Origin of the sequence: Tatumella sp. UBA2305 (assembly GCF_002345795.1) — a bacterium.
GTDB classification, from domain to species: Bacteria; Pseudomonadota; Gammaproteobacteria; order Enterobacterales; family Enterobacteriaceae; genus Tatumella; species Tatumella morbirosei.
On the sequence record NZ_DDVT01000011.1, the window covers coordinates 24,750 to 50,311 of the forward strand.

Here is a 25,562-nt window from a genome sequence, read left to right on the forward strand (position 1 = left end):
AGGCGCAAAATGAAAAAGACAGCTATCGCAATTGCAGTGGCACTGGCAGGTTTCGCTACCGTAGCGCAGGCCGCACCAAAAGATAACACCTGGTACACCGGTGGTAAACTGGGCTGGTCTCAGTACCACGATACCGGGTTCTACGGTAACAATTACAACAATGTCAGCAACGCTCCTAAAAAGAACCAGCTGGGTGCCGGTGCATTCGTTGGCTATCAGGCAAACCAGTACCTGGGCTTCGAACTGGGTTATGACTGGTTAGGCCGCATGCCTTACGGTTCAACTAACCACGGTGCTTTCAAAGCGCAGGGCGTTCAGTTAGCAGCTAAACTGAGCTACCCAATCATGGACGATCTGGACGTGTATACTCGTCTGGGCGGCATGGTATGGCGTGCAGATAGTAAAGACTACCGTAACGGTCAGTCTGACCACGATACCGGTGTTTCTCCACTGGCAGCAGTGGGTGTTGAATATGCGATCACTCAGAACTGGGCAACCCGTCTGGACTACCAGTGGGTTAACAACATTGGTGATGCACAGACCGTTGGTGCACGTCCTGATAACTCAATGCTGAGCCTGGGTGTTTCTTACCGTTTTGGTCAGGATGATGCTCCAGCCCCTGTTGCTGCTCCGGCACCAGCTCCGGCTCCGGTTGTTGAAACCAAACACTTTACTCTGAAATCAGACGTACTGTTTAACTTCAACAAATCAACTCTGAAAGCAAGCGGCCAGCAGGCTCTGGACCAGCTGTACACCCAGCTGAGCTCTGTAGATCCTAAAGATGGTTCTGTTGTTGTTCTGGGCTTCACCGACCGTATCGGTTCAGCACAATACAACCAGAAGCTGTCTGAGCAGCGTGCACAGTCTGTTGTTAATTACCTGATCTCTAAAGGTATCCCTTCAAACAAAATCTCTGCACAAGGTATGGGTAAAGCTGACCCGGTTACCGGCAGCACCTGTGACAACGTGAAAGGCCGTGCTGCCCTGATCGAATGTCTGGGTCCTGACCGTCGTGTTGAGATCGAAGTTAAAGGTATCAAAGACGTTGTTACTCAGCCACAGGGCTAATATGTAACAGTGAAAAAAACCCCGCTAAGGCGGGGTTTTTTATTTACGGCGATAAATCTGATAAGTGCGTTAACACCTTGATGTCTTCAGAGCTATTTGCTTTTAGAGTCCTGTCCAAGAATCGATTGCAGGTCTTGTTTTAGTGACGACATCTGAGAGGCATATTTTTCTTTCCTTTCTGCATCTTCAATCAACTGTACAATCGTTTCCGACAGCGTGCTATTGCGGCGTTGTGCCAACCCTGCCAATCTTTGCCATACCAGATATTCCAGATCGATAGATTTTTTGCGGGTATGCTGATGCTCCGCGTTAAAATGCCGTTTCCTGCGTGCCCTGATAGTTTGCTTCATCCGGTTAAACAGCACCGGATTCATATGTTGCTCAATCCAGCCAGCAATTTCACCAGGCCGGTGTTCAAGAGTGATCAGTATTCTCACCGCTTCTTCCGCAGCACTCTGTTCCGGATAACGGGTGATGGCCTCACCTTCCCTGTGCTTTTTCACCAGGTACTTCCATTTCCAGCCGGACTCCAGATTCTCAAGTTGCAGATATTTCATCGGGGTCTCATCATCTTCAGGTATCAGATTAAGAATAACAGTTTTTATAGTCGCTGTAGTCAGGATTACTTTAGCTTATTCTATGCTGTTCGCCTATCAAACCACACTGTTTCATCCCCTTATTTCCTGTATAATCGTCGCTTTCTCTACACCGGATAAATGCGATTACTTTGATCAGCTCTCAACTTCCCTGGCAAGCCCTGCAGCCGGATACCAGTCAGTTTCAGGCTGCTTTCTCCCGGCCGTCCGCTGATGAGGACGATATTCAGGCATCTGTACAGCCCCGTTTAATGAATGCATTAGCCTATTTAGACAGTCAGACGCTGATGCCAGTGCTGATGGTACGTAGTCAGGAAAATACTGACTATCTTTCCCGAATTGCCTCGGCTTATCTGGCAGTGTCTGAATCCGATCCTGATGAGCCTGTAGTAGCACAACGCTGGAATTACCAACAACAAACTGATGGTAGTTATTTACTGGCAGAGGCCCCCGCAGGACAGGCCACGTTCTGTCAGCAATCCGGAGTTTATTTCACCGAATGGGTCGAAAGCAGCGAATTGTTCGGGGTTGTTCGCCGTCAGGGTGACAAGCTGATTCCTGAGCCTGGCTTACTCCACCAGGCCAATGGAGGAACACTGATCCTTTCTGTGCGTACTCTGCTTGAACAACCCCTGATGTGGTCACGTCTCAGAAAATTTATTACCACCGGGTCTTTTGAATGGCTTCCGCCCGATGAACGTAACCCCTTCCCTGTTGCCCTGCCGACTCTGCCTCTGGACGTTAAACTGATCCTCTGTGGCGATCGTGATGCATTAGCAGCATTTCAGGAATCGGAACCTGAGCTAATGGAGAATGCTCTTTATACCGAATTTGAAGAGCAATGGCGTATCCATGATGATCAGGATGTGACTTTATGGTGCGAATGGATCAGAACCCTGAGCCGCGAACTCATGTTGCCTGAAATTGCTGATGATGGCTGGCCACTGCTGATGGTTGAAGGTTGTCGTTATACCGGTGATCAAACTCTGCTACCACTTTGTCCTCGCTGGATACAACGTCAGTTAATGGATGCAGTCACTTTTGGCGGCGAAATTAACGCAGAATCACTGCGCGGAGCACTGGAAGCCAGATTATGGCGCGAAAGCTTCCTCCCGGAAAGAATGCAGGAAGAGATCAGCGAACAACAAATTATTATTGAGACTGATGGCGAAGTGACAGGCCAGGTTAACGGATTGTCGGTGTTGGATTTTCCGGGCCATCCCCGTCCCTGGGGTGAGCCTTCACGCATCACTTGTGTGGTCCATTACGGTGATGGTGAGGTGATGGACATCGAGAGGAAATCTGAACTGGGTGGTAATCTTCATGCTAAAGGTATGATGATTATCCAGGCCTATCTTATTTCTGAGCTGGAACTCGAGCAACAGTTGCCATTCAGTGCATCAATGGTGTTCGAACAGTCATATTCCGAAGTTGACGGTGACAGTGCCTCTCTGGCTGAACTTTGTGCTCTGGTAAGTGCCTTATCACAGCAACCTCTGACGCAATCAATCGCCGTTACCGGTTCGGTAGATCAGTTGGGTAATATTCAGCCGGTTGGCGGACTTAATGAAAAAATTGAAGGGTTCTTCGCGGTATGTTCTCAACGTGAACTTACCGGCAAGCAAGGGGTGATTATTCCGCAAACTAATGTCCGACATCTTTCGCTCAGTAATGATGTAGTGGAAGCCGTCAAAGCAGGACAATTTCATTTGTGGGCAGTAGACAGTGTCGAAGAAGCCATTGAGATACTCAGTGGCAAGAAATGGCGCACGGATGACGAAACCGAAGATCTGTTATCTCTGATTCAGGAACGCATTGCCCGGGCAACACAACCTGAAATCAGGAGCGGTACAGGGTTATTTCGCTGGTTAAACTGGTTTAACCAGCGTTAATCAGACTTGCTCAGCGTACAACTGTAAGCTATTCTCCCCCATTCACAAATTTAAGGCTAAAAACAGACATGGTAGATAAACGCGATTCCTATACAAAAGAAGACCTTGCTGCCTCCGGGCGCGGAGAGTTATTTGGCGAGAATGGCCCGCCATTACCGGCAGGGAACATGCTGATGATGGACCGTGTCGTCAAAATGTCCGAAACGGGTGGTAAGTATGATAAGGGTTTCGTTGAAGCTGAATTAGATATCACTCCCGATTTATGGTTTTTTGCCTGCCATTTTGTCAATGATCCTGTGATGCCTGGCTGTCTGGGTCTTGATGCTATGTGGCAACTGGTTGGTTTTTATCTTGGCTGGCTGGGTGCAGAAGGTAAAGGCCGTGCACTGGGTGTGGGGGAAGTCAAATTCACCGGTCAGGTATTGCCGACAGCGAAAAAAGTCACCTACAAGATCCACTTTAAACGTGTTATCAATCGTAAACTGGTGATGGGCGTTGCTGATGGTGAAGTCTTTGTCGATGGTCAGCTGATCTATAATGCCAACGACCTTAAAGTTGGCTTGTTCAAGGATGCGACCGCTTTCTAAGCCGGTTTCAGGTTCTTCTTTCAAAGGCGGGTATCTTTCCCGCCTTTTTAATACTTCTTACCACGTCTTTCGCAAGCCTTTATTACAGCTCAGTTTACTCACCTCTTGGTCAGATTTACCTGACTTCCGGCGCGTGGCAGTACCTTTCATTCTACTCAAGACGGAAAGTCGATCCCCAACCGCCAGTATCAGATATCATCCACCTGCCAGTATGAACGCCTTGGTGCTGAATTCTCAGTTTCGCTCCAGTCAGGCACTGTCCCGCGACCAAAAATTTATGGTAAGGGTTCCCCATCCGGGGATCCAATAGACGTTTGGAAGCCGTTGCCGTTATTTTCTAACGGGTGAAGAGTGGAACATCGGGAAGCGAAATTGTGGGCGGGAAGAAGCCCGGGAGTCATCTGTGCTGTGAAACTAAATAGAACGGCAGAGGGGTACAATAATTATTTCCTGCCGGAGCCTCCACACTCGGAAAAGGCTCCGGCACGTTCAGACCCTAAGAGTTAAGCAAACACCGAACGTTCGGCCATTGCCATCCGCCATCCGCCCAGCCAGTGTGAGCGTGTGTCGGTGGTCTGATACGGACAGATCTCTTTCGATCGTCCGGATATTCCGGCCTGATAGCCGCGTGAATGTGCCCGCTCTAAGCGATCTCTTTTTTGTCTCTTCATACCAGCTTTCCCTCATAGTTTAAGGTGGGACGGGATAGAAAGAATATGTGGTTAATAAACACTCAACCACGTTCTATTTCTACCGCCTCAAAACCAAAAGATCAATGCCTAAAATTCATCTGACTGTCACATTAATGCAATAGCTTTTCCGGAACCGGACTTAAGACAATGAGTTAGCGGCATACGCCATTTTTCTACTGAGGTATTTTTACAAATCTAATTAAAAGTCCGGATTTTTCCCACTCGCTGAGAAATCTTCAAAAAAAAACCTCCAAATGGAGGCTTTTAGGTACACAGAATAGCTTACTGACTGATTTGCTGTGCTATCTGTCTGGCTTCCTGTTGCCAGCCTTCAGCCAAAGTTCTGACCAGGGCGGCATAACCATCCTTATCCTGCTTCAGCACCAGTGAGAAGGGTCTGCGGATCGTCTGATTGCCTTGCTGCAAAATCCAGGAACCACTGATCACCGCCTTACCGTCATAGCGGCCATGGAAGCCGGTGACTGTAACAGATAATGTATCGTAGTTATTTCCGGCCAGCGATCCACTCACCAACCAGCCTGGCATCAACTGACTCAGGTTACTCACCAGCGTTTGCTGTAACTGCTGGTCCAGTGGGCTGGCCCATAAATTACTGGTGGCAATAACATACTGTACATCACTGGTTTGATACGCTAAGCCGTTACCGGACAGATAATCTGACAAATTAACCGGTTCCACCCATAGCACGTGCTGAGTACCGGTCAACGAGGCAGAACTGGCCACTGCCGGCGTGGTCACCGGCGTCGATGGTAACTGATAATATTGCTTTTCAGCTTCGCTGCTACAGGCACTGAGTAACAGTGCAGTGATTAATAATAATACTCTGTTCACTGTTTTGCCCTCTTCGGCTCAGGATCTTTACCTGGCTTCGCTTCAAAGACTAATGCATTACTCTTGTTATTGAGTGTTTTCAGTACCGGCTGCAATTCCTGTAATACCTGATCAAGTCGCTGCATATCACCGACCAGCTTGTTATAAGCCGGACTACCGGGCTGCAACCCTTTCAGGCTACGGTTAAGATCACGCAATGTTTGCTGCATATCAGCCGGCAACGTTTTCATTGCCGGACTGTCGGTGATCTTGTTCAGGTTATCCAGCGTGGTTTGCAGATTTTTCAGTGTTTTCTGGCTCTCTTTTAATGTCCCAGTAGCTTCATTCATCATCGGGGCGAGTGGTAATTTTTCCACTTTATCGAGAATGGCCATCACTTTTTGCTGCATCTGATTCAGACCTCCAACGACAGTTGGAATGATTTTATAACCAGATACAGTATCCGGGCCCGTGAACTGCGGAACATTGTTATAAAAGTCCAGATCCACATACAGAGACCCTGTGATCAGATTCGCTGTTTTCAGGCTGGCCCTTAATCCATGCAAACGCCCTTCCTGCAAATGCTGGTCAATATTGAAATTATTTCCGACACTGGAGGCAAACCTCCCGGGTTCAATACGGATCAGCACAGGGATACGATAATCATTGTCAAGAGTGTTAAACCGGCCAGGGATAACATAAGGGACTTTTTCCACAGTTCCTAAACGTATACCGCGGAATTCTACCGGAGCACCAGGTTCAAGACCACGGATGGACTCATTAAAGAACATCAGGAAATCTGTATGCTGAGTGTACATCGATTCCTGAATGGAACGCTGGTCGTCAAATAAATGATAATCCGCCTTATTCTGTGCAGGGTCACCCAGAGGTGAGCCATCAGGCACATCAAAACTTACCCCCCCGCTAAATAATGTTGTTAGCGATCCCATTTCAACGCGCATACCGGAGGCTGACATATCTACCGCGATACCGCTGTCTTTCCAGAAACGTACATTGGTCGTCACTAGCCGATCATAGGGGGACTGAATAAACAACTGATAGCTCATCATTCGTTTTGCAGTATCGAATTTGCTGGTTTCGACTGAACCAACACGGAAACCGCGGAACAGTACGGGGTCACCCGGATTAAGCTGTCCTGCTTTTGCGCTATCCAGAATAATACGAATACCCTTAGCATCCGGACCTGCCAGCGGCGGTGAGTCCAGCAACTGATACTGCTCTGGCTGCTCGCCACGAGTTCCTGGTTGTAATTCTATATAGGAACCAGAGAGTAAAGTGCCAAGTCCGGTGACGCCTTCCCGTCCAATCTGAGGCTTAACCGTCCAGAATACTGAATCTTCATGTAGCATCTTACTCATGCCGGAATTTAGCCGTGCCTTAATTTCCACATGACGGAGATCCGGGCTCAGTTCGGCACTTTGTACCATGCCGATATCGACACTGCGGCTTTTGATTGCAGTTTTTCCGGGCACAATACCTTCCGCATCGCTGGTAACCAACGTAACTTCAGGCCCCTGATGCGAAAAATGATAAAACAATATCCATGCACCAATCAGCACCGTGACTATCGGCACAATCCAAACCGGAGACCATCTTTTGATGTTCTCTATGCGGGCTGTTTCCTGATTATTCTGTTTCAACACCGGATTCCTCAGCGCGGTTCTTTGGTTCACGATCCCATAGTAATCGGGGATCAAACGTCAGCGCGGCAAACATGGTTAAAATAACAACACCCGCGAAAAGCAATGCACCAGGTGCCGGATAAATATTCATTAATCCTCCCATCCGTACCAGCGATGACAAAATCGCGATAACAAATACATCGATCATAGACCAGCGACCAACAAATTCGACCACCTCATAAACCAGATGCATTTTTTCATTATCCCTTTGTCCCCGGCCACTGGCGTTCCAGCTGAGCCAGGCAATGGCCAGAATCTTTAACGTCGGTACCATGATACTGGCAATAAAAATAACCAATGCGACAGGGTATGAACCATCACTCCACAGCAATACGACACCTGCCATAATATTTGACGTTATTTTCGAGCCCAGAGCATCGGTGATCATAATTGGCATAATATTAGCGGGAATATAAAGCATCACCGAAGTCAGCAATAGTGCCAGTGTCCACTGCAGACTCTGCTTTTTACGTGCCGTTCCGCGGGTAAAACAGCGCGGGCAGACAGCATCATGCAGTGGGAGAATCGCAGTGCAGCATGGACAGGAACGTAGCTCCTGAGCCAGTCCGCTCACACCAGCCCGTGGCATTGTGTGAAGCTCTGGTGCGGACTGGATATGCTGCCATAAACGACGTCTATCCACACACTGGAAAGTCCGTAACTGAAAAATACAGAACAGACACCATGGCCAGAAACTAATCCCCAAACCTATTTCACCGTAAGCCATGAGTTTCACAAAACTTACCAGCACACCAGCCATAAAAATTTCGGCCATTCCCCAGTTGCGCAAATGGAAAAATAGCTTTGCCAGGTGCACCTTCACTGACAGCGGCATTTTCACCCGGTTTACCAGCAGAATGATGATAATCAGGCAGCAGGCCGGTATGCCCTGTACCAGTAACAGGAACAGTGCTGCCAGGACCTGATAATCATCAGACACCATAATCCCGGGAATACGCGTCAGACTGATCTCACTACTCAGCCCCGCAACATGCATGCTGATAAACGGGAACAGGTTCGCCAGCACCAGCATTATCAGCGCTGAAATGGCATAAGCCGTGGGACGCTTCGCCGAATCCGGCCAGCGCATATCCACGGTGGTATGACAGCGGGGGCATACCGCCTTTTTTCCGACGGTTAATGACGGTAAACGGCATGCCAAATCACACTGAGGACACAAAACCCATGTGTCTGCATCTTTGAGCTGCTCACACCGGGTAATGTTCATCGGGGTTACTCTCCATTCCTGAGATTTTCAAGATATTCCCAGCGGGTAAATGCCTCTTCCAGAGCCTGTTCGGCGGCCGAAAGCTGGTCGATAACCGGCTGTGTTTTATCATGTGGCTGACTGAAAAAATCAGTTTCGCTCATTTTAGCCTGCAATTGCGCGATTTCAGTTTCCAGTGATTCGAGTTTCTGTGGTAACTGTTCCAGTTCCCGCGCCAGGTTATAACTTAGCTTAGCGGGTTTGCTGGATTTAGCATCCACTGAAGTTGTTGTTTTTGCGGCCGGTGTTACAGCGGGTTTGCTGGCAGCGGGTTTGCTGGCAGCGGGTTTTTTCGCCAGCTTATAGGCGGCACGTTGCAGCTGAGCATCATGGTACCCCCCTACAAAACGGCCAACTTCGCCATTTCCTTCAAATATCCAGCAATCGGTGACGGTATTATCAACGAACTGACGATCATGGCTCACTAAAAGTACCGTTCCCTGATAGCCGTCGATCAGTTCCTCAAGTAACTCCAGAGTTTCAACATCCAGGTCATTGGTAGGTTCATCGAGGATCAGTAGATTGCTGGGTTTAAGAAACAAACGGGCAAGTAATAACCGGTTACGCTCACCACCTGATAACGCACGAACCGGCGTCATCGCACGTTTTGGATGGAACAGAAAATCCTGCAGGTACCCTAAAACATGGCGTGGCTTGCCGTTAACCATTACTTCCTGCTTTCCTTCAGCCAGGTTATCCATCACTGTACGGTCAGGATCCAGCTCAGCACGATGCTGGTCAAAATAAGCGACTTCCAGTTTTGTACCACGATGAATTTTGCCACTGTCAGCGGTTAAATCCCCCAGCATCAGGCGTAACAGTGTCGTTTTACCGCAACCGTTCGCACCAATCAGTGCAATTTTGTCACCACGTTGGACCTGCGCGGAGAAATCTTCTACCAGTGTTCTGCCCTGGACCTGGTAATGAACATTCTCCAGCTCAAACACAATTTTTCCCGAACGTGAGGCTTCTTCAACCTGCATATTCGCTTTGCCCATCACTTCACGACGTTCGGAACGCTCACGACGCAGTGCTTTAAGGGCCCGAACCCGCCCCTCATTTCGGGTGCGACGGGCTTTTATCCCCTGGCGAATCCAGACTTCTTCCTGAGCCAGCTTTCGGTCGAATTCAGCATTTTGTAACTCTTCAACCCGCAACGCTTCTTCTTTACCCAGCACGAAGTTGTCATAGTCTCCCGGCCATGACACCAGTTTGCCTCGATCCAGATCGACAATACGCGTTGCCATGTTACGGATGAATGAGCGGTCGTGAGAAATAAACACAATGCTACCGCTGAATGTTTTAAGAAACGTTTCCAGCCAGTCGATGGTTTCAATATCAAGGTGGTTGGTAGGTTCGTCCAGCAGTAATACTTTAGGATTGCTCACCAGAGCACGACCTAACGCCGCTTTTCTTAACCAACCGCCAGACAGAGAAGACAGTTCAGTTTCCGCATCCAGACCGATATTTTTCAGAACGTCATTTATGCGTCCTTCCAGCTGCCACAGGTTATGGTGATCCAGCAACGTCTGGAGTCTTGCCATCTCATTAAGGTTTTTTTCGCTCGGGTCCTGCATCACCTGGTGAGATATGGCGTGATACTCTTTCAGGTACTTCGCCTGTTCTGCAACACCTTCTGCGACAAAATCATAGACTGAACCGGTGATGTTACGTGGCGGGTCTTGTTGCAGACGGGCTACCACCAAATCCTGTTCATAGATAATCCGGCCATCATCCAGTGGAATCTCCTGATTGATAATCTTCATCAGGGTCGATTTACCGGCACCATTGCGTCCAACCAGGCAAACCCGCTCATTTTCTTCAATGTGCAGTTCGGTATTATCCAGTAACGGCGCATCACTGAAGGACAGCCAGGCATTATGTATACTAATTAATGACATAAAAAATTATTCCTTACCCGTGGCAGTGATTAGCCAGCAATTATGGATATGTTTGTTTCTGGCAAAATCCTGAGAAAGGGTCTTTTGCGTAATTTCCTGAGCCTGCAGTCCCAGCGCCGCCAGCCCGTCGATATCCATTTTGAATCCGCGTTTATTATTCGAGAACATAATCGTGCCACCTTTACGCAGCAGTCGTTTCAGGTGACTCAGAAGATCAAGGTGATCCCGTTGAACATCAAAACTGTCTTCCATACGTTTGGAGTTTGAGAAGGTCGGTGGATCGATAAATATCAGATCAAAGGACTCGCGCGCTTCCTGCAACCAGCTCAGACAGTCAGCCTGAATTAACCGGTGCGCCCTGCCAGAGAGACCGTTCAGTTGCAGATTACGCTCGGCCCATTCAAGGTAAGTACGCGACATATCCACCGTGGTGGTTGAACGGGCGCCACCAAGACCTGCATGTACGCTGGCGCTCCCGGTGTAAGAAAACAAGTTGAGAAAATCTTTTCCCTGACTCATTTCACCCAACATTTTGCGGGCGATACGGTGGTCAATAAACAGACCGGTGTCCAGATAATCCGTTAGATTCACCAGTAACCGGGCATTGTACTCTTCAACCGGGAAGAACTCCCCTTTCTCGCCCAGTTTCTGGTACTGGTTTTTGCCTTTTTGCCGCTCACGCGTTTTTAGAACCAGACGATTTGCAGGCAGATCCAGCACCGTCAGGGTTGCACTGATCACATCGAACAGACGCTGCCGGGCTTTTTGGGCATCCACTGTTTTTGGTGGTGCATATTCCTGTATTACTACCCAGTCAGCATAACGATCCACCGCAATATTGTATTCCGGTAAGTCAGCATCATAAATCCGGTAAGCGTTAGTCCCTTCCTGCTTCGCCCATTTATCCAGTTTCTTAATATTCTTACGCAGCCGGTTAGCATAATCTTCGGCGATATCCCGCGTCGAATCTGCAGAACCTGCCATCAGCTGGTAATTTTTCTGTACGCAGTCAAGCGGGCCATTTTTTGCTTTAAACTGTCTTTCTGCACGCAGTTGCAGACAGCTTAGCAGTTCCGGAGAACCACTAAACAGGGACAATTTCCAGCCGGCAAACTCACGTTTTACAATTCGCCCAAACTGGCTGTGTAGGGCAATCAACGCCGGTTCACTTTCCAGACGCTCCCCGTAAGGCGGGTTGCTGAGTAGGGTTCCGGTCTCTTCTGCCGGCAGTGGATTTTTCAGTTGCAGAACATCCTGGGCTTTAAAGCTGATAAACGCCGCCATGCCAGCTTTACGGGCGTTAGCTTGTGCCCGCTGAATCACCTGAGGGTCATTATCATATCCGTAGAACCGAACTTTTTTACCTTGCATCGCCAGGCTGGCGCGGCGATTTGCCTCGCGGGTAACTTCCTGCCAGACCGCATCGTTGTGGCCTTTCCACGCAGTGAATCCCCAGTGCTTTCGGGCAAGTCCGGGAGCACGATCAGCAGCGATCATCGCCGCCTCAATAAGCAGAGTGCCAGAACCGCACATAGGATCGATCATGGGGGTTCCTGCGCGCCAGCCGGATCGCATGACAATCGCCGCCGCCAGGTTCTCTTTTAGGGGTGCCTGACCAGTCTGTTGGCGGTAATTACGCTGATGCAGAGCATCGCCACTCAAATCAAGTGAAAGGCTGACCTTATCCTTGTTAAGCCATGCAATAATCCGGATATCCGGTGCTTCACGATCCACGTCAGGACGGGCCAGATTTTTACGGGTGAAACTATCCACAATAGCGTCCTTCACCCGCATCGCGCCGAACTGGCTGTTACGGATAATGTCATTGGTGCCACTGAAATGCACCGCAAAACTCTGGTGACTGTCAAACAGATCTGTCCAGGGGACAGACTGAGCACCAACATACAGGTCAAGATCACTCCACAGGCCGAATTCTCCTAAAGGCAGCAGGACCCGTGACGCAAGCCGGCTCCACATCAGGCTCTGATACAACATTTTGTCATCGCCCTGATAATGAACACCGCCCGGCACCAGCTGTATATTCTGAGCGCCCAACGCTTCCAGCTCAGATTTTAATAGTTCTTCCAGCCCACGGCCTGTACTGGCAAACAGAGAATTCATATTTTTTAAGTCTACTTAATGGAAAATTGTTGCGCATTATAGCGAATCACAGCGCTATGTCATAAAGTTAGCGTCTTTATTAATGCGTAGCCTGGAACGGAGCCCCGATGATCACTTTGTCACGTCTGTTTATTCACCCGGTGAAATCAATGCGCGGAACGTCAGTATCTCAGTCACTGGTGCGACCACAGGGTTTATCCTGGGACCGGACATTTATGCTGACGACCACTGACGGGACGTTTATCACCGCGCGCCAGTATCCTGAAATGGTACTTTTTTCACCACTGGTGGTCCCCGAGGGACTATTTATTCAGGCCTCTGACGGTGGTCAAATACTGGTCCGTTTTGAAGATTTTAGTGAAAATGAAGCCAGTACCGAGGTCTGGGGAACTCACTTTGCCGCACGGATAGCTCCGGATAATATCAATCAATGGCTGAGTCAGTATTTTCCACATCCGGTCCAGTTACGCTGGACCGGTGACCACCCTACCCGCAGAGTTAAAAAATTTCCGGAGATTCCGGTAGGTTTTGCCGATGGTTATCCCTTTTTGCTGGTGAGTGAATCATCATTTTATGATTTACAAAATCGCTGTCCGGCAGGCATTCGTATTGAACAGTTTCGCCCAAATCTGGTGGTGAGTGGTTCTGATGCCTGGCAGGAAGATCAGTGGTCTGTGATACGGGTGGGTGATATCACCTTTGATGTCGCAAAACCCTGCAGTCGTTGTATTCTTACAACCGTCAGCACCGGGCGAGGTAAAAAGCATCCGGCAGGGGAACCCATGACGACATTGAAAACCTTTCGACTGTCTGGTGATGACAGTGGTGATATAGACTTCGGGCTCAATCTGGTCGCCCGTAACAGTGGTGTGATTCGTTGCGGTGATGAAGTGAAAGTACTCAGTACCAAACCGGGCCGCCCGTATACCACCAGTGAACGCCAAACCGCTATCTCCCCGGTGAAAACACCCGCCAGACAGGCAAATATCAGCTGGCAGGGAGAGAAATTTACCGGTAATACTCAACAGATTTTACTGGAGCAGCTGGAGGGGGCTGGATTTCGAATCCCCTATTCCTGCAGGGCTGGATCCTGTGGCTGTTGTCGGATGAAATTAGTCAGTGGAGAGGTGACTGCACTTAATTCTTCAGCCATTAATGGTGATACCATTTTAAGCTGCAGCTGCATTCCACACAGCGACCTGGTGCTGCAACCTGTTTAAAATTAACCTGCCTGTTCGAAACGAATAGCCGTGGCAGGTGCATGAGGACGCAGGCGATCATTCATGATTTTGATTGCCTCTCCCAACAAGAGTTTTTTTCCGGACAACTCAAGGGAAGTCTGGGCGACCACGCACAGCGCTGCGCTACTGCCACTCTCAACCACCAACAGACGTACCGGCTGACAGGTATCGGACAGCGTAGTTTCTGCCAGTTGTCCGACTTCAGGTTGCCATCCTGAATGGCAGGCCACAAAGTGCCAGCTTTTAGGCATTAAAGGTTTCAGAAAACGGCTGGCAACCAACGCATTTAATACCAACTCGGCTCGTTGCTGATGATTAAAATCAACATCACGACACTTCTCATCGAAATTAAAAAAGCTCGCGGCATCATCAACACAGAAACTCTGAGATTCAAAAGCCTCCGGGGTAAGCATTTTTTTCGGGAACCGGGATCGAAAATGCAATCCTTCGGTTAAATCGAGCATCATACGATCCTGGGTATCATCGTAATACCATTGCCAGCGATCATCAGGCTTTAATGTCATATATAGCCGCCTCTCTTAATACGGTCATTTACCGTTCCCTGAAATATAAATCACTACCTGGGCTAAATCATAAATAGCCGGAGTAAACCCGAAGTTGCCCTCATGCGGATAAAATATAAACGAGCCAGAGGAATAAATAAACCCCTCTGGCTAAATATTACACTTTTTCTGATTAAATATTTGTCACAATATCCCGGATAAGTGACGGGCCTTTATAAATAAAGCCAGAATATATTTGAATCAGGGTTGCACCCGCCGCTAATTTTTCCTTAGCAGAAATTAACGAATCAATACCGCCAACACCTATAATTGGCAACCGTCCATTAAGTTCAGTGTTCAGACGGCGGATAATTTCAGTGCTTCGTAACTGAACCGGACGCCCGCTCAAACCACCAGCTTCAGCTGCATGTGGCAAACCTTCCACCAGAGATCGATCCAGCGTGGTATTCGTAGCAATAACACCATCGATATTATGCCGCACGAGACTGTCTGCCACCTGGATCAATTCTTCTTCAGAAAGATCCGGCGCGATCTTTACTGCCACCGGGACATATTTCAGATGTCGTTTTTGTAATTCCTGTTGTTTATTTTTTATTGCTGACAGCAAATCATCTAACGCTTCACCGTATTGTAAACTGCGTAGGCCGGGAGTATTCGGTGAGGATATATTGACCGTAATATAACCCGCATGAGCATAAGTCTTTTCCATACAAATCAGATAATCATCCTTGCCCTGCTCAACCGGCGTATCTTTATTTTTCCCAATATTGATACCGATAATCCCGCGATAATTCGATTTTTTGACGTTCTCAACCAGGTGGTCAACTCCAAAATTATTAAAGCCCATCCGGTTGATGATCCCTTCCGCTTCCACCAGACGGAATAAACGGGGTTTATCATTTCCGGCCTGAGCACGCGGTGTCACGGTACCCACTTCAACAAAACCGAACCCCATTGCTCCGAAGGCATCAATGCATTCTGCATTTTTATCTAATCCTGCAGCCAGCCCCAGTAGATTATCAAACTGCAACCCCATACAGGTTACTGGCCGTGAAGGAAGCCGCTGATGAATCAGCCGCTCAAACGGGGTTCCCCGTAGTAATTTTAATTGTTTGATCGACAGTTCATGAGCCCGTTCAGGATCAAGTTTAAATAATGCAGGACGGATGATTGGATATAACATGCACTCTCCCTGGGAACACTGGTCGCGGTTGGCGGCCTCTGGCCGTTTCTGAATTCTGCGCCGGAATGGTAAAGAGCTTTCGGGCAAAAGTAAATTTAACCCTTACACAGCTGCACAACACTGAGGGACATCAACAAACCTTATGGCTACCTCGATAAAAAAACCACCGGCATTCGCCGGTGGTTTATCTGAGATACTGAGATTTTGCTTAAATCAGGCGGTCAGGGCTTTAGTGATCTTCTCATATAAATCGCCGGACAAATCTTCCAGTGATTTCAGCTCTTCTAATGCTTCACGCATCAGTTGCTGGCGTTTTCCATCGTAACGTTTGAGACGGATTAGCGGTTCAATCATCCGCGCGGCAATCTGAGGATTGCGCTTATTGAGATCGGTCAGCATACGCGTCAGGAACCGATAACCGCTGCCATCCAACGCATGGAATGCTGACGGGTTCGCCGAGGCAAAGGCACCCACCAGTGAACGTACGCGGTTAGGATTGCTCATCGTAAACGAACGGTGTCCAAGCAGTTGCTCAACCCTTGCCAGTACATCATCTGCCGGGCTGGTCGCCTGCAAAATAAACCATTTATCCATCACCAGACCATCCTGGTGCCAGCGATCGTCCCAGTGCTGTAAAAGTTCATCGACACATGGCAGTTGCGCAGAAACTGCAGCGCTTAAGGCTGCCAGGGCATCAGTCATATTGTTTGCCTGCTGATACTGCTGACGAACCAGTGCATCTGCAGCGGCCTGCTCACCAAACACCAGATAACTCAGGCAAATGTTCTTTAATGCGCGTCTGCCAATATCCTGATGTTCTACCCGGTAATCTCCCGTCTGGTTATGCTGATAAGTTTCGAGTAACTCAGTATGTAGCGCTTGCGCCAGTGTCCGGATAATTGCTGTTCTGACCGCAGCGATCGCCTGAGGATCGATCACCTCAAACCACTCTGCCATTTCATTTTCAGAAGGTAAGGTCAGAATCAATGCAGTCAACGCCGGATCACGGCCTTTATCCTGCAACACCGCACGGAACGCTTCTGCCACATGTTGTGGCAGAGATAATGGTTGTTTCTGTGAGAAACGCAGTACATTCAGTTTCACATAGGTGGCCAGCAGGCTCTGCGCAGCATCCCAGCGTGAGAAATCGTTACGGGCATGACGCATCAGGAAGGTCAGTTGTGCATCACTCCACTGATAGTCGAGTTTTACAGGTGCAGAAAACTCACGTAACAGCGAAGGCACCGGCTGGAAGTACACATGGTCGAACACAAAAGTCTGTTCATTTTGCGTAACATTCAACACCGGATTTACCGGTTGTCCCTGGTACTGTAATGGAATCACCCCGCCTTCACCGTCATAGAGTTCAATATCCAGCGGGATATGCAGCGGCAGTTTTTCCTTTTGATCGGCTGTCGGCGGGGTGTGCTGTTTTACATGCAATTTATAGGTTTCGGTATGCGGGTCATACTCATCCTGTACCGTCAACACCGGAGTCCCGGACTGGCTGTACCAGCGACGGAACTGGGTCAAATCTACGCCTGAGGCATCTTCCATGGCCTGGACAAAATCATCACAGGTTGCAGCACTGCCGTCATGACGCTGGAAATAGAGTTTCATCCCTTGCTGGAATTTCTGTTCACCCAGCAAAGTATGCATCATACGGATCACTTCTGAACCTTTCTCATACACGGTCAGTGTATAGAAGTTGTTCATCTCCATGACCTGATCCGGACGGATAGGATGCGCCATCGGACTGGCATCCTCCGCGAACTGCGCACCACGCATGACGCGGACATTATCGATACGATTTACCGGACGTGATCCTAAATCGGAACTAAACTCCTGATCGCGGAAGACAGTCAGTCCCTCTTTCAGACTGAGCTGAAACCAGTCACGGCAGGTCACACGGTTGCCGGTCCAGTTATGGAAATATTCATGACCAATGACTGCCTCAATACCCAGATAATCTTTATCGGTCGCAGTTTCGGCTTTAGCAAGTACATATTTGGAATTAAAGACATTCAGTCCTTTGTTTTCCATCGCTCCCATATTAAAGAAATCGACCGCCACGATCATAAAGATATCGAGATCGTATTCCAGACCAAAGCGCTCCTCGTCCCACTTCATACTCTGTTTCAGGGAGGTCATCGCCCAGTCGGCGCGGTCCAGGTTGCCTTTATCGACAAAAATTTCCAGCGCAACGTCACGGCCAGACCGGGTAGTAAAACTGTCACGCAACACATCAAATTCACCGGCAACCAGCGCAAACAGATAACAAGGTTTCGGGAAAGGGTCCTGCCATTTGACCCAGTGACGACCATTCTCGCCCTCGCCCGAATCCAGCCGATTACCGTTAGAGAGTAAATAAGGATATTTTTTCTTATCCGCGCTGATAGTCGTTGTAAAGCGGGCCAGCACATCCGGACGGTCCAGGTACCAGGTAATATGATGGAACCCTTCGGCTTCACACTGGGTACAGAGTGCATCACCGGATTTATACAGCCCTTCAAGCGCCGTATTCTTATCCGGATGAAGAGTATTCACAATCTGCAGGCTGAACTGCTCCGGGACATTGCGAATAGTCAGCAGACTGCCATCAATGGTGTAATCTTCCGTGCTGACTCCGTCGATGGTGATGGAATGTAACGTTAACGATTCACCCTGCAAAACCAGTGCTGTTGCCTGTTCGTTCAGACGCCGGACCTGGCTCACAGCGGTCACTTTGGTTTGTTGCTCATCAAGATCAAAACTCAGGTCAATATCAGTGATAGTGAAGTCCGGAGCCCGATAATCGTGACGATACTTAATTTGCGGTTGATCTGTCATAATTCCTTCTCAGCCTTAGAAAATAGTTTCAGTGACTGAGTTTAAGCCTCCTCGGGTTATGTTTCCAGACGGAAAGCATAAGCGGACTAATTATCTACATCTTTTTAACATCAAGCACGATTTAACCTCGACCCGAAAGCATAAAGTGTGTTGTGATTCGATTCACTTTTCATAAGATCAGGTTATACTGCAACTGTTGTTTAATATTCTTAACTTTTACCTGACCAGGCCCGGCGCCGCGGAATAGGATGCAGATACGCGACATGAAACAACTTGCTTCCCCGATACTGTCTTCATTGCTGGATACCGACGCTTATAAGCTCCATATGCAGCAGGCGGTCTACCACCGCTATCGTGATGTCTCAGTGACTGCGGAATTTCGCTGTCGCGGAGAGGACCTGCCTGGCCGGTATGCTGATGAGATCCGCCAGCAGATTCAGTTAATGCAGTCTCTGGCACTCACCAGTGAAGAATATGATTATCTTAGCCGTCTTCCTTTCTTTAGCACTGATTACCTGCAGTGGCTGAAGACCTTCCGTTTTAATCCGCAACAGGTGACGGTGAGTGATCAACGAGGCAAACTGGTTATTACCATTAGTGGCCTGTGGGTAGAGGTTATTCTCTGGGAAGTCCCGTTGCTGGCAATGATCAGTGAACTGGTGCACCGGGATCGTACTCCTGAAGTCGGTGTGTCCCAGGCGATTGATTACCTGCAAACCAAACTGTCAGACTTTAGACAGTCCTCTGCTGACCTGGACCTCAGCCGGTTCCGGTTAATGGATTTTGGTACCCGCCGCCGCTATTCACGTCAGGTTCAGCAGGCCATTGTTGAAACGCTGAAACAGGATGTCAGTTGGCTAACCGGCACCAGTAATTATGATCTGGCAAGACGGCTGAACATCACTCCGGTCGGAACCCAGGCTCATGAGTGGTTCCAGGCCCATCAGCAAATCAGCCCGGACCTGGCAAACAGTCAACGGGCCGCCTTACAGGTTTGGCTGGATGAATATAATGATAAGCTGGGCATTGCACTGACTGATTGCATCAGTACCGATGTTTTCCTTCGCGATTTCGACTTTAGCTTTGCCAGCCGTTATCAGGGACTGAGGCACGATTCAGGTGAACCTCGCGAATGGGGTGAGAAAGTCATCTCCCACTATCGTCAGCTAGGAATTGATCCTCAGACTAAAACACTGGTGTTTTCCGATAACCTGACATTGAGTAAAGCTCTGGAGCTGTATCGTCACTTTGACAGCCGGATCAATGTGATCTTCGGTGTTGGCACCCGTCTGACCTGTGACATTCCCGGAGTACAGCCCCTGAATATTGTGATTAAGCTGGTTAGTTGTAATGGCAAACCGGTGGCTAAATTATCCGACAGTCCCGGAAAAATGATTTGCCACGACCAGTCATTCGTCCGCGCCCTGCAAAAAGCGTTTGACCTGCCGCCGGTCAAACGCGCCAGCTAAAATCTGCGGAGAGACCCTGTTCTCTCCGCCTGTATCACTAAATCACTCCGCTACGCGTAATTTTTCTTGTTTCCTGAAAACTCGCAAGTAACATATCTGCCATCCCCTGATGGGGCATTTATAAACATTATTGAATAGAGAGATAATTATGAGCGTAGTGCCTGTAGTGGACGTACTGCAAGGCCGGGTTGCTGTTGACAGTGAAGTCACAGTACGCGGCTGGGTCCGTACCCGTAGAGATTCCAAAGCCGGTCTTTCTTTTATCGCCATTTATGACGGTTCCTGCTTTAATCCTGTTCAGGCAGTTGTGAATAATTCTCTTAATAATTATCAGGATGAAGTATTACACCTGACCACCGGCTGCTCCGTCATTGTCACCGGGAAAGTGGTCGAATCGCCAGGCCAGGGCCAGGCCTATGAGATTGCCGCGACTAAAGTAGAAGTCACTGGCTGGGTGGAAGATCCTGACAGCTATCCAATGGCGGCCAAACGTCACAGCATCGAATATCTGCGCGAAGTAGCTCACCTGCGTCCGAGAACTAACCTGATTGGTGCGGTTGCCCGTGTTCGTCATACTCTTGCTCAGGCGATTCACCGTTTCTTCCATGAAAATGGCTATTTTTGGGTATCTACCCCGTTAATTACCGCCTCTGATACTGAAGGCGCCGGCGAGTTATTCCGTGTATCGACGCTTGATCTGGAAAATCTGCCACGTACCGAACAGGGAAAGGTTGATTTCAGTGAGGATTTCTTTGGTCAGGAGTCATTCCTGACCGTTTCCGGGCAGTTGAATGGTGAAACTTACGCCAGCGCCCTGTCCAAAATTTACACTTTTGGACCGACTTTCCGTGCGGAAAACTCAAACACCAGTCGCCATCTGGCGGAGTTCTGGATGATTGAGCCGGAAATCGCCTTTGCTGATCTGAACGATGCCGCAGCGCTGGCAGAAGCCATGCTGAAGTATGCCTTTAAAGCTGTGCTGGCGGAACGTCCTGATGATATGGCGTTCTTCGCTGAGCGCGTAGATAAAGAAGCCATCACTCGCCTGGAGACCTTTATTGATGCCGATTTTGCCCAGGTCGATTACACCGATGCGATTGAAATCCTGTTAAACAGCGGTCATACCTTCGAAAACCCGGTCTCCTGGGGGATTGACCTCTCCTCTGAACATGAACGTTTCCTGGCGGAAAAACATTTCAAGGCTCCGGTGGTGGTGAAAAACTATCCAAAAGACATCAAAGCCTTCTATATGCGCCTTAATGATGACGGAAAAACCGTTGCCGCCATGGACGTACTGGCACCCGGTATTGGTGAGATCATCGGTGGTTCACAGCGTGAAGAACGCCTCGATGTGTTTGATGCGCGTCTGGCGGATATGGGTCTGAATAAAGAAGATTACTGGTGGTACCGCGACCTGCGTCGTTACGGCACTGTACCTCACTCCGGTTTTGGACTGGGTTTCGAACGTTTAATCGCTTATGTCACTGGCGTACAGAATGTAAGAGACGTTATCCCATTCCCACGAACACCAAGGAATGCTAATTTCTAATTCGAAATTAAAGCATAACAAATTCATATAGATAATTAAGCCGGCATCGTCCGGCTTTTTTGTTTTCTGAAATATTGATTCATCTCACAAAGTTCCGTATTATTTACATCTTGCAATAAATTTTTTCACAATGAAACTGTAACACTACTTTTGTAGCATATTCGGGCTAGAAATGGCATCGTATGAATGGAAAGATGCCTTTGACACAGAAAGACACGAAACTTCGCAATTGGTTCTCGTAAAGAATTATTGACGGTAGTGGCAGTAGTCTACAATAAACTCCAATGAGGGTAATAAATGATGAAGCGCAACATCCTGGCAGTCGTGATCCCGGCGTTACTCGTCGCTGGCGCAGCAAATGCTGCAGAAATCTATAATAAAGACGGTAATAAGCTGGATCTGTACGGTAAAGTCGATGCACGCCATGCTTTTTCTAAAGATGATTCAAGCGATGGTGATGACTCTTATATCCGTTTTGGTTTCAAAGGTGAAACCCAGATCAATGACTGGCTGACCGGTTACGGCCAGTGGGAATATAACGTTCAGGCAAACAATTCTGAAGGTTCTGATGCACAAGACGGTAACAAAACTCGTCTGGGCTTCGCGGGTCTGAAAGCTGGTCAGTACGGTTCTATCGATTACGGTCGTAACTACGGTATCACCTATGACGTCCTGGGCTGGACCGATATGATCCCTGTATTTGGTGATGACTATGCGGTATCTGATACTATGACTGGCCGTACTACTGGTGTGGCTACTTACCGTAACACTAATTTCTTCGGTCTGGTTGACGGATGGAACTTCGCTGTTCAGTACCAGGGCAAAAATGACCGCAGTGATGACCAGATTGCTAATGGCGACGGCTACGGTATTTCTACCAGCTATACTTCTCCAATCGGTGTGGGTGTGACCGGTTCATTTGCTTCTCAGGATCGTACTACAGGGCAGAAATCAGCGACCTACGGTAAAGGCGATCGTGCACAGGTTTGGGCTGCTGGCCTGAAATATGATGCGAACAACGTTTACCTGGCTGCAACCTATGCTGAAGGCCAGAATGCATCTCCAATCTCTGGTACCTACAATGGCGGTACAGTCAGTGGTTTTGCTAATAAAACTCAGGACATCGAAATCGTTGCACAGTACCAGTTTGACTTCGGTCTGCGTCCATCTCTGGGCTACGTACAGACCAAAGCTAAAGATGTTGAAAACGGAGTGGGTGACGTAGATATCGTTAAATATGTTGACGTTGCAGCAACCTACTACTTCAACAAAAACATGTCTACCTATGTTGATTACAAAATCAACCAACTGGATAAAGACAACAAACTGGGTATTGCCAGCGACGATACCGTTGCTGTGGGTCTGGTTTACCAGTTCTAAGTTTCTGTTTCGGAAATTATCACGGGGCCGTTTACGGCCCTTTTTTTTGCCTGTGACTGACCGCTACGCTGATATTTATGCACAGAGCAGGACATTTCTGCATTCAGTGTAAACCCTGACACTATTTGCAAAAATAATGATCCCCGGCAGATAAAATTGTCCTGCAACTGTTGGCAATTGGCTGAGCTCAGGATACCCTTGAACTATTGCTAACCGTTTCTCTACTCATTATCGGGTCTCACTCATGTTTGAATTAATTTCTGCTGCACCTGCTGATCCTATTTTAGGCCTGGCTGATCTGTTTCGTGCCGATGACCGTCCAAATAAAATTAATCTCGGCATTGGCGTTTACAAAGATGAAACAGCAAAAACCGCAGTACTGACCAGTGTGAAAAAAGCCGAACAATATTTGCTTGAAACCGAAACCACCAAAAATTATCTGAGCATTGATGGTTATCCGGTTTTCGCCCGCGTCACACAGGAATTATTGTTAGGTAAAGAAAACTCGCTGCTTGCGTCCGGACGGATACGCACAGCCCAGACCCCCGGTGGTACCGGCGCGTTAAGAGTGGCTGCCGACTTTCTGGTGCAGCAGACTGCGGTAAAACGAGTTTGGATCAGTGATCCAAGCTGGCCTAATCATAAAAGTATCTTCACTGCCAGTGGCCTGGAAGTCTGTAACTATCGTTACTACGATGCAGAAAATCATCAGCTGGACTTTCCGGCCATGTTGCAGTCCTTACAGCAGGTCGCTGCCGGTGATGTCGTTCTGTTCCACGGCTGCTGCCATAACCCGACCGGAATCGATCCGACACCAGAGCAGTGGCAACAACTGGCTGAACTTTCGCTGTCGCGTGGATGGTTACCTCTGTTCGATTTCGCCTATCAGGGATTTGGGAACGGGCTGGACGAAGATGCCGCGGGTCTGCGTCTGTTTGCAGAAAAACACAAAGAGATGCTGATCTGTAGTTCTTATTCGAAAAACTTCGGTCTGTACAATGAACGTGTTGGTGCTGTCACACTGATTGCAGAAAATGATACGGCGGCGAACGCTGCTTTCAGCCAGATTAAATTTGCGATTCGCGCAAATTACTCTAATCCTCCATCACACGGTGCGGCAATTGTGGCGACCATTCTTAGTGATGACAATCTGCGCTCTGTCTGGGAACAGGAGTTATCAGATATGCGTCAGCGGATTCAGAGAATGCGTCAGTTGTTTGTGAATACGTTGACCGACAAAGGGGCAAAACAGGATTTCACCTTTATCAATAAGCAGAACGGAATGTTTTCTTACAGCGGGCTGACAACTGCTCAGATACACCGGCTGAGGAGTGAATTTGGCATTTATGCAGTTGATTCTGGAAGAATCAACATTGCCGGAATGACCCCGGATAATATGTCAACGCTGTGCGAATCGATTATTGCAGTACTGTAATTCTCCCCACTATTAAAAATAGCCATCCTTCAGGATGGCTTTTTTTTGCGTTATTCAGGTGAGGAAAGGATTCGAAATACGCTCCCTTCCGAGGGTAGAAAGCGGCCCGTGACCCGGAATGAAAGTGACATCATCCCCCAAAGGTAACAGCGTTGTGACAATCGACTCCATCAGTTGCTGATGATCTCCCTGTGGGAAGTCTGAGCGCCCTACACCACCTCGGAAGAGAACGTCTCCGGAAATCAGTAGCCTGGCCTGACGGTCAAAAAACACAATATGCCCCGGGGTATGTCCCGGGCAATGGAAAACTTCCAATGTATGGTTACCCACGGCAACCGTTTCTCCGGGTGTCAGCCAGTGATCGGGTACTAAAGCTTCACAGTAGGGGAAACCGAACATTTGGCTCTGTGCCGGTAATGAATCCAACAAAAAATTATCGCGGATATGAGGCCCAATCACCGGAATCTGATAATGAGCGGCCAGCTCCGCTGCTGCACCGACATGATCAAGATGCCCGTGGGTCAGAAGAATTTTTTCAGGCTTTTGCTGTAAAGTCGTCAGCGCCTGAACAATAACCTCTGCGTTCCCTCCGGGGTCCACCACTGCAGACTCTCCCGTTTCATCACACCAGATAACCGAACAATTCTGGGAAAACGCAGTCACGGTAACAAGCTGATAGTGCAATTGACTCAAAGAATAAACCTCAAATAAAACATAACATTATGACCAGTGGCGTACCGGTCCGGTATCAATATGTATAAAATCACTTTTAGGGTAATAACCCACCCCGCCGGCACGCATTTTTAGGGCTGCAGCCCGGATGTTCGACAGTTGGACACCTTCAATATGGAAATCCATTGCCTGGCCCAGTGTGTGATAGCTGTGTTTAGCAACACCACTGCTATGCGCGCGTAACCGGTTATTTGTCGCCGGTGACCGATAACCTGAAATAAGCTGAACTGGTTTTCGGGTGCCCAACATCACCTGCAGACGGTAGAGCTGATCAAATAACCGCGGATCGATGGAGCGGACCTGATTCGCGCGATAATCACGGAAGAAATGGTTAAGACGGGCCAGTTCACTTTTATTGTAACTGGTTCCGTTGAAAAATTCCGTTTTCAGTGACTCTCCCGTATTAAGGTTATTGAGAGTCAGAATGCGCGGACGTGAAGAGGATACGGAAGCTTCTGCCAGTCCCGGTAACAGGACCAGTCCGGCGGAGGCTCCGCCTAACAGCAGCAGTTTGCGGCGCTGGGAATCAAATTTATCCATGAAAAGCTATAACCTGAGGCAA

General features: G+C 48.5%; 20 protein-coding genes. 8 read left to right on the plus strand and 12 right to left on the minus strand.

The features are described 5' to 3' along the window. The first annotated feature begins 9 nt into the window (after positions 1–9). Entirely contained in the window at positions 10–1,068 is a 1,059-nt protein-coding gene (gene ompA, locus B3Z23_RS04390; protein ID WP_294901941.1) for a porin OmpA, read from the plus strand. Between the two features lie 92 nt (positions 1,069–1,160). Here ompA and matP read toward each other — a convergent pair whose 3' ends face one another. Beyond that, the gene (matP, locus tag B3Z23_RS04395) at positions 1,161–1,625 is read right to left on the minus strand and encodes a macrodomain Ter protein MatP (protein ID WP_294901943.1); all 465 of its coding nucleotides are present in this window, start codon (positions 1,623–1,625) and stop codon (positions 1,161–1,163) included. 170 nt (positions 1,626–1,795) lie between these two features. Here matP and B3Z23_RS04400 point away from each other — a divergent pair, with 170 nt between their 5' ends. Both B3Z23_RS04400 and fabA read left to right on the plus strand, forming a co-directional pair. Next, positions 1,796–3,556 (plus strand): Lon protease family protein, encoded by a 1,761-nt coding sequence (locus B3Z23_RS04400; RefSeq protein ID WP_294901945.1) that lies wholly within the window; start codon positions 1,796–1,798, stop codon positions 3,554–3,556. 68 nt (positions 3,557–3,624) lie between these two features. Then, complete coding sequence (gene fabA / locus B3Z23_RS04405; RefSeq protein ID WP_038019883.1) at positions 3,625–4,143, plus strand: bifunctional 3-hydroxydecanoyl-ACP dehydratase/trans-2-decenoyl-ACP isomerase; 519 nt, start codon at positions 3,625–3,627, stop codon at positions 4,141–4,143. Between the two features lie 503 nt (positions 4,144–4,646). Here the strand turns inward: fabA and rmf are convergent. The 6 genes from rmf to rlmKL form a co-directional block, all read right to left on the minus strand. Further along, entirely contained in the window at positions 4,647–4,814 is a 168-nt protein-coding gene (rmf, locus tag B3Z23_RS04410; protein ID WP_038019880.1) for a ribosome modulation factor, read from the minus strand. 303 nt (positions 4,815–5,117) lie between these two features. Beyond that, positions 5,118–5,687 (minus strand): membrane integrity-associated transporter subunit PqiC, encoded by a 570-nt coding sequence (gene pqiC, locus B3Z23_RS04415; RefSeq protein ID WP_294901949.1) that lies wholly within the window; start codon positions 5,685–5,687, stop codon positions 5,118–5,120. Then, on the minus strand, positions 5,684–7,327 hold the full coding sequence (gene pqiB, locus B3Z23_RS04420) for an intermembrane transport protein PqiB (protein WP_294902560.1): 1,644 nt from the start codon (positions 7,325–7,327) through the stop codon (positions 5,684–5,686). The genes pqiC and pqiB overlap by 4 nt, the downstream gene beginning before the upstream one ends. Beyond that, positions 7,314–8,597 (minus strand): membrane integrity-associated transporter subunit PqiA, encoded by a 1,284-nt coding sequence (gene pqiA / locus B3Z23_RS04425; protein ID WP_294901951.1) that lies wholly within the window; start codon positions 8,595–8,597, stop codon positions 7,314–7,316. The genes pqiB and pqiA overlap by 14 nt, the downstream gene beginning before the upstream one ends. A 5-nt stretch (positions 8,598–8,602) precedes the next feature. Beyond that, on the minus strand, positions 8,603–10,537 hold the full coding sequence (locus B3Z23_RS04430) for an ABC transporter ATP-binding protein (protein WP_294901953.1): 1,935 nt from the start codon (positions 10,535–10,537) through the stop codon (positions 8,603–8,605). A gap of 6 nt (positions 10,538–10,543) precedes the next feature. Continuing rightward, on the minus strand, positions 10,544–12,658 hold the full coding sequence (rlmKL, locus tag B3Z23_RS04435) for a bifunctional 23S rRNA (guanine(2069)-N(7))-methyltransferase RlmK/23S rRNA (guanine(2445)-N(2))-methyltransferase RlmL (RefSeq protein ID WP_294901955.1): 2,115 nt from the start codon (positions 12,656–12,658) through the stop codon (positions 10,544–10,546). A gap of 107 nt (positions 12,659–12,765) precedes the next feature. Here rlmKL and B3Z23_RS04440 point away from each other — a divergent pair, with 107 nt between their 5' ends. Then, positions 12,766–13,878, plus strand: coding sequence for a YcbX family protein (locus B3Z23_RS04440; protein ID WP_294901957.1), 1,113 nt, complete (start codon positions 12,766–12,768; stop codon positions 13,876–13,878). 2 nt (positions 13,879–13,880) lie between these two features. On the opposite strand, the gene B3Z23_RS04445 is transcribed toward B3Z23_RS04440, so the two are convergent. The 3 genes from B3Z23_RS04445 to pepN all read right to left on the minus strand — a co-directional run bounded on the left by B3Z23_RS04445 (position 13,881) and on the right by pepN (position 18,435). Next, the gene (locus B3Z23_RS04445; protein WP_294901959.1) at positions 13,881–14,423 is read right to left on the minus strand and encodes a cell division protein ZapC; all 543 of its coding nucleotides are present in this window, start codon (positions 14,421–14,423) and stop codon (positions 13,881–13,883) included. A 172-nt stretch (positions 14,424–14,595) separates the two neighbouring features. Continuing rightward, the gene (gene pyrD / locus B3Z23_RS04450; protein WP_294901960.1) at positions 14,596–15,606 is read right to left on the minus strand and encodes a quinone-dependent dihydroorotate dehydrogenase; all 1,011 of its coding nucleotides are present in this window, start codon (positions 15,604–15,606) and stop codon (positions 14,596–14,598) included. Between the two features lie 213 nt (positions 15,607–15,819). Then, positions 15,820–18,435, minus strand: coding sequence for an aminopeptidase N (pepN, locus tag B3Z23_RS04455; protein WP_294901962.1), 2,616 nt, complete (start codon positions 18,433–18,435; stop codon positions 15,820–15,822). Between the two features lie 263 nt (positions 18,436–18,698). On the opposite strand from pepN, the gene pncB reads away from it, so the two are divergent. The 4 genes from pncB (at position 18,699) to B3Z23_RS04475 (ending at position 24,268) form a co-directional block, all read left to right on the plus strand. Beyond that, positions 18,699–19,904 carry a nicotinate phosphoribosyltransferase gene (pncB, locus tag B3Z23_RS04460; RefSeq protein ID WP_294902563.1) on the plus strand — a complete coding sequence of 402 codons (1,206 nt, stop codon included), beginning with the start codon at positions 18,699–18,701 and terminating at the stop codon, positions 19,902–19,904. Positions 19,905–20,052: 148 nt separating this feature from the next. Further along, a complete protein-coding gene (asnS, locus tag B3Z23_RS04465; RefSeq protein ID WP_294901964.1) occupies positions 20,053–21,453 on the plus strand; it encodes an asparagine--tRNA ligase in 1,401 nt (466 codons plus the stop codon). Positions 21,454–21,750: 297 nt separating this feature from the next. Next, a complete protein-coding gene (ompF, locus tag B3Z23_RS04470) occupies positions 21,751–22,833 on the plus strand; it encodes a porin OmpF (protein WP_294901966.1) in 1,083 nt (360 codons plus the stop codon). Positions 22,834–23,077: 244 nt separating this feature from the next. Further along, positions 23,078–24,268, plus strand: a complete 1,191-nt coding sequence (locus B3Z23_RS04475; RefSeq protein WP_294901968.1) for an amino acid aminotransferase — start codon at positions 23,078–23,080, stop codon at positions 24,266–24,268. A 54-nt stretch (positions 24,269–24,322) separates the two neighbouring features. Here the strand turns inward: B3Z23_RS04475 and B3Z23_RS04480 are convergent, their stop codons facing one another. Both B3Z23_RS04480 and B3Z23_RS04485 read right to left on the minus strand, forming a co-directional pair. After that, a complete protein-coding gene (locus tag B3Z23_RS04480; RefSeq protein WP_294902566.1) occupies positions 24,323–24,952 on the minus strand; it encodes an MBL fold metallo-hydrolase in 630 nt (209 codons plus the stop codon). Positions 24,953–24,988: 36 nt separating this feature from the next. After that, positions 24,989–25,540 carry a YcbK family protein gene (locus B3Z23_RS04485; protein WP_294901971.1) on the minus strand — a complete coding sequence of 184 codons (552 nt, stop codon included), beginning with the start codon at positions 25,538–25,540 and terminating at the stop codon, positions 24,989–24,991. Positions 25,541–25,562: the final 22 nt, after the last annotated feature.

What these genes read in the sequence shown, in the direction of transcription:
- ompA (WP_294901941.1), top strand. Translation starts at nt 10, where the DNA reads ATGAAAAAGACAGCTATCGCAATTGCAGTGGCACTGGCAGGTTTCGCT.
- matP (WP_294901943.1), bottom strand. Translation starts at nt 1,625, where the DNA reads ATGAAATATCTGCAACTTGAGAATCTGGAGTCCGGCTGGAAATGGAAG.
- fabA (WP_038019883.1), top strand. Translation starts at nt 3,625, where the DNA reads ATGGTAGATAAACGCGATTCCTATACAAAAGAAGACCTTGCTGCCTCC.
- rmf (WP_038019880.1), bottom strand. Translation starts at nt 4,814, where the DNA reads ATGAAGAGACAAAAAAGAGATCGCTTAGAGCGGGCACATTCACGCGGC.
- pqiA (WP_294901951.1), bottom strand. Translation starts at nt 8,597, where the DNA reads ATGAACATTACCCGGTGTGAGCAGCTCAAAGATGCAGACACATGGGTT.
- B3Z23_RS04430 (WP_294901953.1), bottom strand. Translation starts at nt 10,537, where the DNA reads ATGTCATTAATTAGTATACATAATGCCTGGCTGTCCTTCAGTGATGCG.
- rlmKL (WP_294901955.1), bottom strand. Translation starts at nt 12,658, where the DNA reads ATGAATTCTCTGTTTGCCAGTACAGGCCGTGGGCTGGAAGAACTATTA.
- B3Z23_RS04440 (WP_294901957.1), top strand. Translation starts at nt 12,766, where the DNA reads ATGATCACTTTGTCACGTCTGTTTATTCACCCGGTGAAATCAATGCGC.
- B3Z23_RS04445 (WP_294901959.1), bottom strand. Translation starts at nt 14,423, where the DNA reads ATGACATTAAAGCCTGATGATCGCTGGCAATGGTATTACGATGATACC.
- pyrD (WP_294901960.1), bottom strand. Translation starts at nt 15,606, where the DNA reads ATGTTATATCCAATCATCCGTCCTGCATTATTTAAACTTGATCCTGAA.
- pepN (WP_294901962.1), bottom strand. Translation starts at nt 18,435, where the DNA reads ATGACAGATCAACCGCAAATTAAGTATCGTCACGATTATCGGGCTCCG.
- pncB (WP_294902563.1), top strand. Translation starts at nt 18,699, where the DNA reads ATGAAACAACTTGCTTCCCCGATACTGTCTTCATTGCTGGATACCGAC.
- asnS (WP_294901964.1), top strand. Translation starts at nt 20,053, where the DNA reads ATGAGCGTAGTGCCTGTAGTGGACGTACTGCAAGGCCGGGTTGCTGTT.
- ompF (WP_294901966.1), top strand. Translation starts at nt 21,751, where the DNA reads ATGATGAAGCGCAACATCCTGGCAGTCGTGATCCCGGCGTTACTCGTC.
- B3Z23_RS04475 (WP_294901968.1), top strand. Translation starts at nt 23,078, where the DNA reads ATGTTTGAATTAATTTCTGCTGCACCTGCTGATCCTATTTTAGGCCTG.
- B3Z23_RS04485 (WP_294901971.1), bottom strand. Translation starts at nt 25,540, where the DNA reads ATGGATAAATTTGATTCCCAGCGCCGCAAACTGCTGCTGTTAGGCGGA.